This window comes from Pseudomonas sp. MEJ086 (assembly GCF_030209025.1).
GTDB lineage: Bacteria > Pseudomonadota > Gammaproteobacteria > Pseudomonadales > Pseudomonadaceae > Aquipseudomonas > Aquipseudomonas fulva_A.
Genome location: NZ_JARVSV010000026.1, coordinates 270,008 through 287,925 on the forward strand (window position 1 = coordinate 270,008; position 17,918 = coordinate 287,925).

The window sequence follows — 17,918 nt, forward strand, 5'->3', positions numbered from 1 at the left end:
GGATCAGGACGCGCGCGCTTCGCTCGGCGCCTGTTTATGCCACAGGGTCGGGATCAGGAAGACGATCGCCAGCAGGCACGCGCCGATCAGCAGTACGAAGCCGCCGTCCCAGCCGAAGTGGTCGACGGTGTAGCCCATTGCCGCGCTTGCCGCGACCGAACCGCCCAGGTAACCGAACAGGCCGGTGAAGCCCGCTGCAGTACCTGCCGCCTTCTTCGGCGCCAGCTCCAGCGCGTGCAGACCGATCAGCATGACCGGACCGTAGATCAGGAAGCCGATGGAGAACAGCGCAGCCATGTCGACGATCGGGTTGCCCGGCGGATTGAGCCAGTACACCACGGTCGCGACCGTCACCAGCGCCATGAACACCACACCGGTCAGGCCACGGTTGCCACGGAACACCTTGTCCGACATCCAGCCGCACAGCAGCGTACCGGGAATGCCCGCCCACTCGTAGAAGAAATACGCCCAGGACGTCTTGTCGACCGAGAAGTGCTTGACCTCTTTCAGGTAGGTCGGCGCCCAGTCGAGCACGCCGTAACGCAGCAGGTAAACGAACACGTTGGCCAGGGCGATGAACCACAGCATCTTGTTGCGCAGGATGTACTTGACGAAGATCTCGCGGGTACTGAATTCCTTCTCGTGGCTGGCATCGTAGCCCTCCGGATAGTCATTCTTGTACTGCTCGATGGGAGGCAAGCCGACCGACTGCGGCGTATCGCGCATGGTCATGAAGGCGAACACCGCCACCAGCAAGGCCACTGCCGCGGGTACGTAGAACGCCGCGTGCCAGTCGTTGAACAGCCCCATGCCGATCAGGAACAGCGGTCCGATCAGGCCACCGCCAACGTTATGGGCGACGTTCCAGACCGACACCACGCCGCCGCGCTCTTTCTGCGACCACCAGTGCACCATGGTTCGGCCGCTGGGCGGCCACCCCATGCCCTGGGCCCAGCCGTTGATGAACAGCAGGATGAACATCATGGTCACGCTGGAGGTAGCCCAGGGCGCGAAACCGAAAACGAACATCACGCCGGCTGACACCAGCAAACCGAATGGCAGGAAGTAGCGAGGGTTGGAGCGGTCGGAAATCAGTCCCATCAGGAACTTGGACAGCCCGTAGGAAATGGCGATGGCGGACATCGCCAAGCCCAGCTGCCCACGGCTGTAGCCCTCTTCCTCGATCAGGTAAGGCATGGCCAGCGAGAAGTTCTTGCGCAGCAGGTAGTAACCCGCATAGCCGATGAATATCCCGGCGAAAATCTGCCAACGCAGGCGGCGGTAGGTACTGTCTATCTGTTCTTCGGGCAGGGTTTCCCGATGAGGGGCGGGACGGAAGAAGGCGAACATCCTGAGACTCCAGTTCTTGTTTTAGCTGCGCACTTTAAATGTGACAGTTATGTGACATTTTCATTACCGAAAATAGCACTCACAACTGAAGCGGTAAAGCCAACAAACTGTTGGAATTCGAACTAAGCCGGGCTATTCGGACCGAAGGGCGATTTAACTTCACCTGCCAAGCCTCACCAGATGCATGGAGAGGTGCCCATCAAACCGGCACTGCAACGAAAAAAGCGCGATTCGCCGCCTGGCGAATCGCGCCTTGAGAACCCCGATTGCTCGGTCAGCGAGCGGTGATCACCGCCAGCTTGGTGATGCCGGCCCGTTCGATGGCGGCCATGGCCTTGGCCACCGAACCGTAGTCCACCTGATCGTCGGCCTGCAGTTGCACCTTCAGGTCGGCGTCGTCTGCCTTGGCCTGGATCAGGTTGCTTTCCAGCAGCTCCGGCTGGATCTCGTCCTTGTTGATGAACAGCTTGCCATCACCATCGATGCTGATCACCAACGGGTCTTTCTGATCGGCTGGGGCCACGGCTTCGGTCTTCGGCAGATTGATCGGGATCGAGTTGGTCAGCAGCGGCGCGGTGACGATGAATACCACCAGCAGCACCAGCATCACGTCTACCAGCGGCGTGACGTTGATTTCGCTGAGTACTTCGTCGTTGTCCTGGGTCGAGAACGCCATGTCACACCGCCTCTTTCACAGGTTGACCGGTGACGATGCCGCCGCGCTTGGCGCCGGGATGGACGATGACCTTGAAGGCACTCTTCTGCGCCAGGCTGTAGAAGTCATGGGCGAAGTCATCGAGATCCGCGGCGGTCAGCTTGAGGCGACGCAGGAAGTAGTTGTAAACCAGCACCGCCGGTACCGCGACGGCGATGCCCACACCGGTGGCGACCAGCGCGGCACCGATCGGGCCAGCGACGGTTTCCAGGCTGGCATTGCCCGCCGCGCTGATGCCCTTGAGCGCCTCCATGATGCCCCACACGGTGCCGAACAGGCCGATGAAGGGCGAGGTAGAACCGATGGAGGCGACCACCGCCAGGCCGGATTCCAGCGAACGACGCTCACGCTGGATCTGCTGACGCAGGGCGCGCTCGAGGCGGTCCTGATGGTTGATCGCCTGGCTAAGGTCACCCGGTTGCTGGCCGTCCGGCACCTGAATGGCGGCGAAGCCGGCCTGGGCAACGTGAGCCACCGCGCCAGACTGGTTCTGGCCCAGTTCAGCGGCCGAGTCGAGGCTGGTGGCGGACCAGAACAGCTTCTGGAACTTACGGTCCTGGTGGCGCTGACGGGCAAACTGAATGCCCTTGATCAGGGCCAGGCCCCAGGTGACGACGGAGAAGCCGATCAGCAGCCAGATGACGGCATGTTCGACCGATTGCAGGGGGGAATCGACTAGCAGGTTCATGGTGCGGTCCTCGGAAAACGGTATGTCGATGACAGGGTTCGGGCCCGGATCTTCCGGGCTCGTGGAATAGGTGTTGCGCGCGTCAGTTCAGGCGGAAGTCCAGCGGTACCGTGACCCAGCCTTCCTGAGCGACATCGCCACGCTTGGCGGGCACGAAGCTCCAGCGCTGCACCGCTTTCACAGCGGCCTGGTCGAGTACGTCACGACCACTGCTGGTCTGGATCTGGATATCTCCGGGTTTGCCGTTGGCCAGTACGCGGATACGCAACAACACGGTGCCTTCCCAGCCGCGGCGCTGGGCCAGGGAGGGATACTCCGGCGCCGGATTGCGCAGGTAAGCGGCGTTGGCGGAAGGCGGCGTCTCGGCAACCGGCTTGGGTGCCGGCGGCGCGGGCGGTGCCGGTGGCGCTTCGACCTTGGGCGGCGCAGGTGCGGGCTCGACCGGTTTCGGCACGGGTTTGGGTTCCGGCTTGGGTTTCGGCGGCTGCGGCTTGGGCTTCGGAGGCTCCGGCTTTGGCGGCGGCTTGACCGCCAGCTCATCGACCACCGGCGGTGGGGGTGGCGGCTCGACGACAGGCTCGGGGGGTGGCGGCTCGATCACCGGCTCCGGTGGCGGAGTCGGGGCAGCGAATTCGATGGTCATCGGTGGGATTTCCACCGGCACTTCCGGCAGCACCGGCTCGGGCCGCTGGCTCAGCCAGTGCAGCACGGCGCCGTGCAGAACCAGCGCGAAAACACCCAACAGGATGGCTTCACGACGGCCAAGGACAGGTTTGGAAGCCGATGGGCTGTGGCGCAGGGTACCCAGTGCATGACGCAGCGGAACGCCAAGATCGAGTACCTCTCCGGGCAGACGCGCCTGTTGCCAGGTCGCGTCGGAGCGCGCAGAGGATTGAAGATTGCCCATTACGAAGATACTCCTGGAAATACCGACTTAGAGCCGGTCTAAGCACAAACAAGATTTCCAGTCGTCTGGTGGAGCCTAGAGTGAAGGTTTCCTTATATTTCGTAAAATCACTTTTTAATCAATGCTAATTCTTTATTTGCATATACCTTCAAGCGTCCGTTTCTTGTCGGATCAACCGGGCGCCCTGAGCATCAGAGAGCGCTCACTGCACTCTGATAGAGAAAACCGTCGGAGTGGATGCAATCGATGGTCGGGAGAGCGCTGAGGGGGTCGCTGTGCTCAACGTCAGGCCAGTTAGCGGGACATGGTTGGAAGGCGGGGCAATGCGCTGTACGTGGCTCGGGTTGGAAACAGCGATACGGGGATAACTGACCCGGGTATCGCTGCAGTACGAAGGCAGGCTACGGACGTAGCTAACGAGCGGTTCTCGCCTGGCGCACCTTGTCCATGTAGGCATCCACCCGTTGGCGTTTGTCCTCAGGCAAGGCCAGGACATCCGCCTGGGCCGCCTCACGCGACAGCAACCCCAGGGGATGGGCGACGAACATCCAGTTCATGACGTGAAAGATCGCTCCCCAACCATGCAACGAGTTGCCCTGAATATCGATAAGACGCGGTGTGCGTACGGCGAACGACGCCTTGAGGTCCTGGTAGCTAACGGGCATGTTGGAATCGGCCACATCGCGCCAGAACGGGTTATCGCGTCGCGGGCAGTCGTAATGCATGCGCAGGAAGTCGCGGATCTCGCTCCAGCTCTGCGTATTCGCCGCATTGAAGCCGTCGATCACGCTGTCGAGAACGACGCCCTGGCTCTGCACCAGCACCCGCTCGAAGTTCTTCAGTTGTTCCAGCATCTGCCCGATCGAAGTAGCCTCGAGGGGTTCGACGAATCCGGATGCCAACCCGATGGCCAGTACGTTGCCCATCCATACCTGCTCGAAATGCCCAGGCTCGAATCGCAGGGTGCGCATCGGCTCGATGGCATGCCCGACCTTTGCTTCGATCTCTCTGACCGCGCGCTCAGGATCCATGTGGGCACTGCTGAATACGTAGCCGGCGCCAACCCGCTCACGCAGCGGGATCTGCCACATCCATCCGGCTTCCATGGCGATGGCCCGGGTGACCAGCGATGGATTCGCCTGCGGGTGTGGCATGTGGAAAGGAATGGCACTGTCCATCAACAGGTAGTCCTTGAACGATCGCCACCTGCTCCCCTCTGTCTTGCCGATCCCCAGACGGGCGAACCCGGATGCGTCGATCATCAAGCCCAGGTCGAGCGCTTCTGCGCTGCCATCGGTGTTGGTCACGCGCAGGCTCTGCACCAACCCGCGCTCATCTCGTACAAGAGAATCGACCTTGCCCTGTTGATGGACAACGCCTCGCGAGACGGCGACCTTCCTGAGAAAATCAGCCACTCGGTGGCTGTCGAAATGCAGCGACATGGAGAGCCCCGAGCGCCCGCTGACCAGGAGCTGCGCCATCTCCATCTGTGACAGGTTGTTGACGACGGCTTCATAACCGACGTTGTAGCCCAGCACACCGCCATCCAGGGCGTGGTTGTGGTGAATCAGCGCTGCCATCAACGGGTAGCCACCAAATTCCGACCAGCCCAGTTCCTCGGCCTTGGGGTCGGCGAACAGGTGATAGAACCTGTCCTGCTCGCCGCCGCCACGCCATCCCTCGTAGCAGAAGCCCATCTTGAACGCCGCCCCGGTTTCACGCATGAAATCGCTGACGGGAATGCCGTTGCGGTTGAGCGCCTCGATCAGATTGATCAACCCGCCCTCGCCCACGCCGACAATGCCGATGTCGGGCGACTCGATCAGCCGCACCTCGATCGATGGATCGAACAATCGCCGCAAAGTCAGCGCAGCGAACCAGCCTGCAGTCCCACCGCCCACCACCACATGGCGGCGAGCGCTTCGTATATTCAACATTCGAGTACCCTTGATCTGGCGATACGTCGTGAAAAAGAGAGGGCGAATACTCGCCCTCTCTATCTTTCCTGATTGTAGAAGCGTGGAGAACTCAGACCACGACGAGTTGATGGTTGGCCAGCAGCGTCGCCAGATCCGTGCTGACCCCATTGAGAGTCACCAGCGCTGTCGAACTGTAGGCCGAGCCATTCCCATCCCGGTCGATGCTCACGGTGGTGTTGCCGTTACTGGTGGCCACCGAAATGAACTGACCGATGGTCTCGTTACTGGCGATGGTGGCGACACCGTTGATGTAGCGGGCACCGCCGCCGGCGGTATAACCCACCAACAGCTCCGATAGATCGATACGATCGGCGTTGGGACTCGCTTCCCAGGTACCCAGGCTGAATCCGTTGACCGTGTCGGTACCGTTGCCGCCCGTTCCGTCTGCAGTGGAGCCGGCCAGCACCTTGTAGAGCAGCGTGTCACGACCGCCGTTGATCAGGTTGAAAGTATCGTTGCCTCCGCGCCCTTCGAACAGGTTGTCGCCTGCGTCGTCGGTGAAGGTGTCGTTACCTGCGGCCCCGGCTATGCCCTCGATGTTGCTGAGGGTCACGGTGTTCCAGCCGGTGTTCTGCGCACCGCTCAAGCTCATGTCGATGGTCAGCGCAGTGCTGCCTGCCAGCTTGAAGTCGACGATGTCCATCCCGCCGGTGTTGCTCCATGTCTTGTAATCGGAGTCTTCGGTGGTACCACCACCACCCTCGTAACGCTTGGTACCAAGCGTGGCGAAGAAGGTGTCGTTGTAACCCGTCCCGATCACACCTGCACCGATGGTATTGGAAGACTCGGTTTCACCCTGCGCCGTGAGCACGTAGGCCGAATCGGCTTCGCCAGCTTTCAAGCCACCCCAGCTGGAGTTGACGTGCTGGATGGTGAAGCCAGCCACACTGCTACTGGCCCCTACATGGCTGGTGACCCCATTGATATTGCGCAACAGGATGATGCTGTAGGTCTCATTGGGATTGAGGCCATAGAAGTCGACGATGCTGGTGCTGTCGTTGGTCTGCCCACCGGCCTGCGGATTGATGATCTGCGTGGAAACCACCACCCCGGCGGAATTCACCAACTTCACCGTGTTACCGAAGTAGGTGGTGATGCCCTGCGGGTCGACGATCCGTACGTGCATGCTGGTACCGTCGGCAATCACATTGGTGTTGCGCACGTAGGTAGTGGCACCGGTGCTGGTGAACAGCAGCAAATCCTTGGCGCCGTCATAGTCGACGTCGACACTGAGCATCCCGGTGACCGGGTTACCGGTTACCACGCCCGCCGCAGAGATCGCGCCACTGAAGGTCCGAGCCGTCCCCGCAGCGCTGCCAAAACCTCCAGCGGTCTGCAGGTAGCTGGTATTGAAGCTTACCGTGCCACCCGAGGTCTGGTTGGTGTACAGATTGACGGTGCCGGTGACGGCAGCAGCGCCCTCTCCGATCTGCGGTGCTTCGATGATGTCCATGCGGCCATCACCGTTCCAGTCCACTGCCAGCGACGCACCGCCGCGGACGGTATCGTTGAACTTGTAGGTCCCGGTAGCGGTGCCAACCCCGGCGGTATTGGTGGATGCCAGGTTACCAGCCCCATCGTTGAAGAAGATGGTGCTGTTGTTCTGAGCCGCCACGGTGGTGCCATGTACCCTGCCCATGAACAGATCCATGTATCCATCGCCGTTATAGTCGGCCCAGGTCATGGACGGCTCGTTGGCGATGTTGGGGTCACCGGTGTAGAGCACCGCGTCGTTGATGATCTGGCTGGTGGTGAAGCCACCTGCCCCATTGTTCTTCACCACGACCAGACGTGCCGTGTTGCCACTGGTGGCCGTGCCGGTAGCGTCAGCTGCACCGATCTTGTTGGTGCCCGCGGTGGCATGGAATACCACGTCGACCGTACCATCGTTGTTCAGGTCGACACCAGACAACTCCTGATCCGGCGTCGCATTACCGGTATTCAGGCCACCGTTCGCCAGCGTGTAGGTATAGACAGCGTCCTTGATGAATACCCCAGCATTGTTCTGCACGAACTGGGAGTTGTAGCCACCCATCGCAGCCGCGTCGTTCGGCGTCTGGTCACCGAAGATGACGTCGACGTAACCATCGCCGCGGAAGTCGATGGCCATGACACCGCCGTACCAGCTGTAGGTGTTGGCCAGGCCATCACCGGTCGCTCGGGTATCGGCCATCTGCCGGGCGGTGTAAGTACCGTCACCGTTGTTGATGAACATCTGCTGACCGTTGCTGTAACGGCTATCGATACCCACGATATCCATATGGCCATCGCGGTTGATATCGATATAGGTCGCGTTCTGCACCATGTTCATGTTGTTGTTGCCATACCCGGCGCCGCCGGTATTGCTGGTCAGCGATGTACCCGCGTATTCGGCAACGCTCGAGTTGTCGGTACCGGTACTGCGGAATACCACCTGATTGCTGAAGAACTCCCAGCCACCGGTATTGCTCATGGTGACCGTGGTGCCTTTGTTGTTGCCATCACCACCCGCCGCGCCGAAGTTCGCTACAGGTATGGGAGCCACGATCAGCTCGTTGGTGTCGATGCCGCTGGCACCGTTGCTGCCGTCGCCGTTGATGATCTCGGCAAGAACCGGGTGTGTGCCAACTGAAAGCGCGTTCTCGTTCGGAATCTGGATGTACCAGGTCGAGTTGAGACTATCGACCATGACCGTGCCATCTTCCGAGGTGTAGGTCTTGCCATCGATGGTGACATGCAGTCGTGCACCGTCTACCAGAGCGTATGGAATACGACCGGTGATGATAGGTGTGGTATCCAGCGTGACAAGAACGTTGACCTCGACGACGCTGGTCAGGCTGAACGCGTTCGATGGCGTACCTTGGTTACCAGCCAGATCCGATATCACTGCAGTGTAGGTGTGCAGAGTACCGCCTATGAGGGTGCTTGGCGGAATCGCGAACGACCAGGTAGTTCCAGTCACCGTGGCAGTACCCAGCAAGGTAGTGCCTTCGTAGATGCTGACGGTATCGCTGGCCGCAATGGCGCCAGACAGGCTGCCGTTCAACACCGGGGTGGCATCGTCCGTGGTCGACCCCGATGGCAGGTTACCCGTGGTGGTACCAAAATCGTCGGTGAAGCTGTCGATGGTGACGGTCTGGGTTGGCGGCACCGTGTCGATGATCAGGTTGAAAACATTGGATATAAGGCCTTCATTGCCGGCCCCATCCACGACCACCGCCACGTAGTTATGGCTACCATCAGCGGTGACAGCGACCTGATAAACCCAGGTGCCGTCGGTGACAGTGGCATTGCCCAGCAGATTCATGTCTTGGTAAATGCGTACGTAATCACCCGCCTGCAGACCTTCAACGGTGCCCTGCAGCAGCGGCGTGTTGTCGTTGGTCCAGGTACCGCTCGGGTAATCACCTACCAGGGTCTCCACATCATCGGTGAAGGTGGTGATGGCGACCGCATACCCATCCTCGGCACTCGGCGCGCGCGTATCGACGGTCAGGGTGAATTCGTTGGAAGCCACCCCCTCATTGCCCGCCGCATCGGCCAGCACCGCCGTATAGGTATGACTGCCTTCGCTCGCCTGCACCACTTCGAACGTCCAGGTTCCAGCCGTGACGGTGGCAGTCCCCAGCAATTGGGTACCTTCGTAGATACGCACCAGATCACCGTTTGCCAGACCGGCCACGGTACCGTTCAACACCGGCGACAGATCGTTGGTGCTGGTGCCACTACCGAAAATGCCGGTCTGCGCCTGTACGTCATCGGTGTAGCTGATGATCGCAACCGAGTAACCATCTTCGGCACTTGGCGCCGTGGTGTCGACGATCAGGCTGAATTCATTCGATACGACACCTTCGTTACCCGCCGCATCAGCCAGCACCGCCGTGTAGGTATGCAGGCCTTCGCTGACACTGGCGAGCTCATAGTTCCAGTTGTCGCCCGATACAGTCGCGACGCCCAAGAGCGTACCGCTTTCGTAGATGCGTACCACATCGCCAGTGGTCAGCCCTGCGACCGAGCCCTGCAGAACCGGCGAAGTATCATTGGTGGCGGTACCACTGCCGAAGCTGCCAACCTGAGCCGCGACGTCGTCGACATAATCGATGATCGCTACGGCATAGCCGTCATCCACGCTTGGAGCGCGGGTGTCGACGGTCAGGGTGAACTCACTGGAGCGCAACCCCTCGTTGCCGGCGGCATCCACCACCATCGCGGTGTAGGTGTGAGTGCCTTCACTGACGCCCTGCAATTGGTAGAGCCATTCGCCGTCGGTAACGGTGGCGGTACCCAGCAGGTTGGCACCCTCGTAGAGGCGCACGACATCACCAGCGACCAAGCCCGCTACGCTGCCCTTGAGCTGCGGCGAGGTATCGTTGGTACTGCTGCCGTTGGGGAAATCACCGACTTGCGCCTCGACGACATCGGCAAAGGCGGTGATGGCAACGGCATAGCCATCATCGGCACTTGGCGCCGTGGTATCGACATTCAAGGTGAAAGCGGCCGAGTTCAAGCCTTCGTTGCCTGCCGCATCAGCGAGGATCGCAGTGTAGGTATGCGCCCCTTCACTGACTTGCGCGAGTTGGTAGAACCACGAACTGCCAAACACCGCTGCCGTACCCAACAAGGTACCGTTTTCGTATATCCGAACTTCATCGCCGGTAACCAGACCGGACACGGTGCCCTGCAAGAGCGGTGAGGTGTCATTGGTGGTGGTATCACTGCCGAATACACCAACCACTGCTTCCTGGTTATCGACATAAGAGGTGATGGCAACTGCGTAACCATCCTCGGTGCTCGGTGCCGTTCTATCGACCGTCAGAGTCAGCGGGCTCGATGTCAGACCCTGATGCCCTGCTCCATCGGCTACGACGGCCGTAAAGGTGTAGGTACCTTCCGTGAGCCCGAGCACTTGAAAAGCCCAGGTTGCACCAGTGACCGTGGCAGCGCCCAGGAGGTTTTCGCCCTGGTAGATAAGCACGTCGTCGCCATCCACCAGACCCGATACCGTGCCCTGCAGAAGCGGTGACGTATCGTTGGTACTGGTGCCACTGACGAACGTACCGGTTTGTGCTTCTACATCGTCGACGTAACCGGTGATAGCGACCCTGTACCCGGTTTCCTCACTGGGCACCGATGTATCGAGCGTCAGGCTGAACGCATTGGAGGCCAGGCCCTCGTTGCCCGCCGCGTCCGCCAGGACCGCCGTGTAGGTATGCAGGCCTTCGGTGATGGTGGAAAGTTGGTAGGTCCAGCTGTCAACCGAGACGGTGGCAACCCCCAGTAACGTGCTGCCTTCATAGATGCGCACGACATCACCAGACACCAGCCCGGAAACGGTACCGCGCAACAACGGCTCAGGATCGTTGGTGCTGGTTCCGCTGCCAAAATCGCCGGTCCGCACTTCGACGTCGTCGGTGTAAGCGGTGATCGCGATGGCGTAACCGTCCTCCGCGCTCGGAGCAGTGGTGTCCACAGTCAGCGTGAAGGCATTCGAGAGCACGCCTTCGTTGCCGGCTGCATCCACTACCCTCGCGGTATAGATGTGCTCACCTTGTACCGCATCAGCGACCTGATAGGTCCAGACGGTGCCGTTGACGCTGGCAGTCCCCAGCAGGATCTCACCATCGTAAATCCGCACGAACTCGTCGGAGGCCAGTTCCGAGACAGTGCCCTGCAGCAGCGGCGAGCTGTCATTGGTGCTGGTATCGCTGCCGAAACTACCGACTTGCGCCTCCACGTCGTCGATGTAGGACACGATTTCCACGGAGTAACCATTGTCGGCGCTCGGCGCAGTGGTATCGACGGTCAGGGAGAACACCTCGGAGCTCAACCCCTGGTTACCAGCTGCATCGACCAGAACCGCGGTGTAGTCGTGCTGACCCTCACTGGCCTGTACTACCTCGAACGTCCAGGTGCCGTCGCTCACGGCCGCGGTTCCCAGCAAGGTTGTACCTTCGTAGATACGTACCAGATCACCGTTAACCAGGCCTGCGACCGTACCGTTGAGCACGGGCGACTGATCGTTGGTACTGGTGCCATTGCCGAAGGTACCGGTTTGCGCTTCCACCGAATCGGTATAGGAAACGATCGCCACCGCATAACCGTCGTCGGCGCTTGGCGCCTGGGTGTCGACAGTCAGCTCGAACGCGTTCGACACCAACCCTTCATTGCCTGCCGCATCGGTCAGCACGGCCGTGTAGGCATGCGTACCTTCACTGGCATCGACGACTTCATAGCTCCAGGTATCGCCCGATACGGTGGCTACGCCCAGCAGGCTGCTACCGTCGTATATACGGATGAGATCACCTGCTACCAAGCCGAAAACAGAGCCCTGCAAGACAGGCGATGTATCGTTGGTGGTGGTACCACTGGCGAAGGTGCCGGTCTGCGCCTCGACGTCATCGACATAATCGATGATGGCGATCGCATAGCCGTCATCTGCGTTAGGTGCTCGGGTATCGACGACCAGACTGAAGACATCGGATTGCAGCCCCTGATTACCTGCGGCATCGACCAGCACGGCGACATAGCTGTGACTACCCTCGGTGACATCCGCCAGCTGGAATACCCAGTTCTCGCCCGTGACCACGGCAGTACCAAGCAGCGTGCTGCCTTCGTAAATCCGTACGAAGTCACCCGTGACCAGCCCCTCCACGCTGCCCTGAAGCAGAGGCGAAGTGTCATTGGTACTGCTGCCGCTGGGGAAGTTGCCAACCTGAGCTTCGACATCATCGGCAAACGAGCTGATGACTACCGAATAGCCGTCCTCGGCGCTTGGTGCGCTGGTGTCGACGATCAGCGTGAAAGCATTGGAGCTCAAGCCCTCGTTACCCGCCGCATCGACCACTACCGCCGTATAGGTGTGGCTGCCTTCGCTGGCATCGACCACAGCGTAGCTCCAAGTGCCCCCTTGCACGGAGGCCGTACCGATCAGAGCACTTCCGTCATAGATACGAATCGTATCCCCCGCAATCATTCCCGATACGGTGCCTTGCAACAGGGGTGAAGTGTCGTTGGTCGTGGTGCCCAGCCCGAAAGTGCCGATCTGCTCTTCCTGATCGTCGATGTAGCCAGTGATTTCCACGGCATAGCCATCTGCCTCGCTGGGCGCAATGGTGTCCACGGTCAAGGTGAATACCTCGGAGGTCAATCCCTGGTTACCTGCCGCATCCACCAGAACCGCGGTGTAGTTGTGCGTACCTTCGTCAGCCTCACTGATCTGGAATGTCCAGGTATCAGCGGTCACGCTGGCAGTACCGAGCAGCTCCGTACCGGAGTAGATATGCACCTGATCACCGGGCGCCAACCCGGCTACGGAGCCCTGCAACAGAGGTGACGTGTCGTTGGTGCTGGTGCCGCTGAGGAAGACACCGGTCTGCGCTTCCACATCGTCGACATAACCGGTGATAGCTACGGCGTAACCATCGGCCGCGCTTGGCGCCGTGATATCGACAGTGATGATGAAGGGCTCGGAAACCACACCCAGGTTACCACTCGAATCGACCAGAACGGCCGTATAGGAATGCGTGCCCTCGCTTACGTTGGTTACCTGATAGATCCAGTTTCCGTCGGAAACCGTGGCCACCCCCAGTTGGGTGCGGCCCTGGTAGATATGCACCTCGTCTCCATCCACCAGGCCAGCCACCGTTCCACTTAGCAGTGGCGAGGTGTCATTGGTGGTGCTACCGCTCAGATAGACACCGGCTTGCGGCTCGACATCATCGGTGTAGGACGTGATCGCAACTTCGTAGCCGTCCTCCGCACTGGGTGCACGGGTATCGAGGATGAACTGACTGGTGACCGCCCCGCTGGTGCCCACCGCAGTGGTCTGGGTAACACTCACGGTGTAGCTGCCATCGGTTCCGATCGGTTCGGACGGCGTGTAGCTCCACTCGCCAGATGCGTCGACCGTCACATCGACAGGCGTGCCACCATTGACTGCCACGTGCACGGTGGCTCCCGCCACACCCGTACCGCTGAAGGTCGGGGTGATGTCATTGGTGCTACCACCATCGACCACCAAGCCCAACACAGGCTCCAGATTGTCGGAGACAACCAGCGTCGGCAGTTCGACGCTGCCGGTGGAGACGGTGAAGGTGGTACTGACAGGTGCACTGACGTTACCGGCGGTATCGGCCTGCGTCACGACCACCGTGTAATCACCGTCGGCAACTGCAAGGGGCGCTGTATAGCTCCAGTTGCCATCGCTGTCGACCAGCACGCTGATTACGGCGGCGCCATTGATCACCAGATTGATGGTGGCACCGGCCTCCCCCGTGCCCTGATAGGTCGGGGTGTTGTCATCGGTCACGCCACCGTTGTCAGCTACGTTGCCAGTGACGCTGCCCGCGTCATCGATGACCACCAGGGTCGGTGCGTTTGGTACCGTGATATCCACCACATAATTGTGCTGGGCCAGGATAGTGCCAACGTTACCAGCGGCATCGCTAGCGGCGAGGCTCGCAATTACCGTGGTAGCCGATGCCAGGACATCACCCGCAACGCTCACACTCCATACGCCAGTCGAGCCACTGCCTGCGGTCACGCTGGCACTGTAACTTTCGCTACCGATGGTCACCGTGACGATATCACCCGGGGTGAAATCACCGCTGACGGTACCGGAAATGACGTGTTGCACCGCAGCCGAGCTTTCGGCCAGGTTGACCTGATCATCACCCGCGACGGTGTCGATCGCCAGGCTGGTGCTGGAAGCATCTGGTACAGCGGTATCGATGCTGTAGGCGCGCTGTGCCTGAGCGCTGCCAAGGTTTCCTGCGCTGTCGCTCGATACGATGGATGCCGTGGCCGTGTAGGCGCCATCGGCGCCCAATGCAGAAGCCGCGACGCTAACGCTCCAGATACCATCGGCATCGATGCTGGTGGTATAAGCGGTGCCATTGACGGTCAGGGTTACCACATCGCCTTCCGTGAACGTTCCCGTGCTCACGCCACTGAAAATGACGTCCGACAGTGCTTCAGCGTTGTTGATGATGTTGTCGCCGGCGATGGCATCGATCGACAGCCCAGTGGTCACACCATCGGTTTGCACTGCGTAGTTGTGCGATGCGGAGACGGTGCCCTCGTTGCCAGCATTGTCATGAGCCACCAGGCTGGCATCGATGATGCGATCGGCATCAGCGGCCAGGTCGCTGCCAGCTACGTTGGCCACCGTCCAGATACCACCGGCAGCCACGCTGCCGCTGTACTGAACGCCATTGATGGTCAAGGTGATGACGTCACCAGCCTGGTAATCACCGCTCACGAGACCACTAAGGGTCAGGGTCGTCACGGCCTCGGCGGCATTGACGATATTGTCGTCGGTAATCGGATCGAAGCTGATGGTGGTCGAGGAGTTGCTAGGCAAATCGGTATCGACCACATAGGCACGACTGGCCGTTACGGTGGCCTCGTTACCCACCGCATTGTGGGCGAGCAAGCTGGCGTCGATGGCAGTGCCAACTGCCAATATGTCACCGGCAACGGTCGTGCTCCACAAACCATTCGCATCGACAGCAGCGGTGGTGGTGAAGCTACCAATGGTCAGAGTGACCACATCACCAACGGTGAACTCGCCCGTCACGCTACCGCTGATGGTCTCCGTGTTGCTGGCAGCCGCTTCGCTGGCGTTGACGATATCGTCACCTGCCACGCTGTCGATCGACAGTGCGGTGCCGGAAGGCGCGCTGATGTTGACCAGATAAGGACGGCTCGCGGTAACGGTGCCCGGGTTGCCCGCGATGTCGTGAGCCAGAATGCTCACTTGAACGACCTGACCACCATTGCCGCCAAAACCACCTGCAGCCACCTCAACGCTCCAGGTTCCGCCTGTGGCTACCGCACCGGTATAGGTACCGACTGCAGTGGTGAGGGTTACCACATCACCAACGCTGTAATCACCGCTGATGGTGCCGGTTATCGTCACTACATCACTCGATTCGGCGGCGTTGATGACGTCGTCGCCGGTAATGGCGTCAATCGTCACCTGGGTAGTGGAGGACGACGGGCCGGAAGTGTCGACTGTCAACTCGAAACTGCTGGAAACGTCGCCCAGATTGCCTGAAGCATCCACTACACGAGCGACATACGTGTAGGGCGCATCGGCCAGATCGGAATCGGTGAATGTCCAATTAGTCCCGGTGACTGTCGCCTGACCAGCCAGAGTGCCGTCACGATAGACGTTGACCTGCTCGCCCGTCAGCAGCTCTGCTGTCAAGGAACCATTGAGAGTAGGAGTGCTATCGTCCGTGCTGCTGCCTGACGGCAGAGCGGTGTCCTGAATCAGGCCAACGTCATCGGAGAAGCTGTCGATCGTTGCTGTGGTAGTTGGCGCAATGGTGTCCACGTACGGCACGGTAGTTTCTGCACTGACGTTACCAGCAGCATCGCTTGCGATAACGACTACGTCACCGGTTGGCTGATTGATCGGCGAAGTGATGGTGTAGGAACCATCAGCACCGGCAGTAACGGTCTCGGTAGTGCCGTCAGGGTTGGTCACGCTGACGGTGCTGCCTGGCTCGGAAGTACCAGCGACAGTCAGGCTGCCGTCAGCATTTACGGTCACTTCGGCAGTCGGGGCATCCGGTGCAGTGGAGTCCACATAAGGAATGGTGGTTTCGGCGCTGACATTGCCCGCCGCATCAGTAGCCACAACAACCACATCGCCCGAAGGCTGATTGGCCAGCGTGGTGATGGTGTAGGAACCATCGGCACCAGCGACCACGGTTTCGGTAGTGCCGTCAGGATTGGTCACTGCAACGGTGCTGCCTGGCTCGGAAGTACCAACAATGGTGAGGCTACCGTCAGCATTGACGGTCACTTCTGCCGTCGGGGCATCGGGTGCCGTGGCATCGACATAAGGAACGGTGGTTTCGGCGCTGACATTGCCCGCCGCATCCGTAGCTACGACAACCACATCACCCGACGGCTGGTTGGCCGGAGTGGTGATGGTGTAGGAACCATCGGCTCCAGCGACCACGGTTTCGGTAGTGCCGTCAGGATTGGTCACGCTAACGGTGCTGCCTGGTTCGGAAGTACCAGCGACGGTCAGGCTGCCATCAGCATTGACGGTCACTTCTGCCGTCGGTGCATCCGGTGCAGTGGCATCGACATAAGGAACGGTGGTTTCAGCACTGATGTTGCCTGCGGCATCTGTAGCCACGACCACCACATCGCCCGAAGGCTGATTGGCCGACGTGGTGATGGTGTAGGAACCATCACCACCGGCAGTAACGGTCTCGGTAGTGCCGTCAGGATTGGTCACGCTAACGGTGCTGCCTGGTTCGGAAGTACCAGCGACAGTCAGGCTGCCGTCAGCATTGACTGTTACTTCAGCTGTCGGTGCATTCGGCGCAGTGGCATCGACGTAAGGAATGGTGGTTTCGGCGCTGACATTGCCCGCCGCATCCGTAGCTACGACAACCACATCGCCCGACGGCTGGTTGGCTGGCGTGGTGATGGTGTAGGAACCATCTTCACCAGCGACCACGTTTTCGGTAGTGCCGTCAGGATTGGTCACGCTAACGGTGCTACCCGCCTCTGCTACACCGGCAACGGTCAAGCTGCCGTCAGCATTGACGGTCAGTTCGGCAGTCGGTGCATCCGGCGCAGTGGCGTCGACGTAAGGAACGGTGGTCTCCGCACTAATGTTGCCTGCGGCATCGGTAGCCACAACAACTACATCCCCCGACGGCTGGTTGGCCGGAGTAGTGATGGTGTAGGAACCATCGGCTCCAGCAGTAACGGTTGCGATAGTGCCGTCAGGATTGGTCACTGCAACGGTGCTGCCTGGCTCGGAAGTACCAGCGACGGTCAGGCTACCGTCAGCATTGACGGTCACTTCAGCAGTCGGTGCATCGGGTGCAGTGGCATCGACGTAAGGAACGGTGGTTTCGGCGCTGACATTGCCCGCCGCATCCGTAGCTACGACAACCACATCGCCCGACGGCTGGTTGGCTGGCGTGGTGATGGTGTAGGAACCATCTTCACCAGCGACCACGTTTTCGGTAGTGCCGTCAGGATTGGTCACGCTAACGGTGCTACCCGCCTCTGCTACACCGGCAACGGTCAAGCTGCCGTCAGCATTGACGGTCACTTCGGCAGTCGGGGCATCGGGTGCAGTGGCGTCGACGTAAGGAATGGTGGTTTCGGCGCTAATGTTGCCGGCCGCATCCGTAGCCACAACCACCACATCTCCGGACGGCTGGTTGGCCGGAGTGGTGATGGTGTAGGAACCATCGGTGCCAGCAGTGACGGTTTCGGTAGTGCCGTCAGGGTTGGTTACTGCAACCGTACTACCTGGTTCAG

6 protein-coding genes are annotated in these 17,918 nt (G+C 60.2%); all 6 read right to left on the minus strand.

The features are described from left to right. Window positions 1-3: 3 nt before the first annotated feature. Window positions 4-1,350 (minus strand): glycerol-3-phosphate transporter, encoded by a 1,347-nt coding sequence (gene glpT, locus QRN22_RS18305; protein ID WP_042556161.1) that lies wholly within the window; start codon window positions 1,348-1,350, stop codon window positions 4-6. A gap of 274 nt (window positions 1,351-1,624) precedes the next feature. Beyond that, window positions 1,625-2,026 carry an ExbD/TolR family protein gene (locus tag QRN22_RS18310; RefSeq protein WP_042556162.1) on the minus strand — a complete coding sequence of 134 codons (402 nt, stop codon included), beginning with the start codon at window positions 2,024-2,026 and terminating at the stop codon, window positions 1,625-1,627. A gap of 1 nt (window position 2,027) precedes the next feature. Beyond that, window positions 2,028-2,753, minus strand: a complete 726-nt coding sequence (locus QRN22_RS18315) for a MotA/TolQ/ExbB proton channel family protein (RefSeq protein WP_042556163.1) — start codon at window positions 2,751-2,753, stop codon at window positions 2,028-2,030. Window positions 2,754-2,835: 82 nt separating this feature from the next. Then, window positions 2,836-3,660, minus strand: a complete 825-nt coding sequence (locus tag QRN22_RS18320) for an energy transducer TonB (protein WP_042556164.1) — start codon at window positions 3,658-3,660, stop codon at window positions 2,836-2,838. A 413-nt stretch (window positions 3,661-4,073) separates the two neighbouring features. Beyond that, a complete protein-coding gene (locus QRN22_RS18325; RefSeq protein ID WP_197077061.1) occupies window positions 4,074-5,747 on the minus strand; it encodes a tryptophan halogenase family protein in 1,674 nt (557 codons plus the stop codon). Continuing rightward, on the minus strand, window positions 5,689-17,918 hold a 12,230-nt coding region (locus tag QRN22_RS18330; protein WP_285403610.1), incomplete at its 5' end, for an Ig-like domain-containing protein. The genes QRN22_RS18325 and QRN22_RS18330, both read right to left, overlap by 59 nt.

Excerpts from the sequence above, each read along its gene's own strand:
- QRN22_RS18315 (WP_042556163.1), bottom strand. The coding sequence starts at position 2,753 with ATGAACCTGCTAGTCGATTCCCCCCTGCAATCGGTCGAACATGCCGTC.
- QRN22_RS18325 (WP_197077061.1), bottom strand. The coding sequence starts at position 5,747 with ATGGGGTCAGCACGGATCTGGCGACGCTGCTGGCCAACCATCAACTCG.
- QRN22_RS18310 (WP_042556162.1), bottom strand. The coding sequence starts at position 2,026 with ATGGCGTTCTCGACCCAGGACAACGACGAAGTACTCAGCGAAATCAAC.
- glpT (WP_042556161.1), bottom strand. The coding sequence starts at position 1,350 with ATGTTCGCCTTCTTCCGTCCCGCCCCTCATCGGGAAACCCTGCCCGAA.
- QRN22_RS18320 (WP_042556164.1), bottom strand. The coding sequence starts at position 3,660 with ATGGGCAATCTTCAATCCTCTGCGCGCTCCGACGCGACCTGGCAACAG.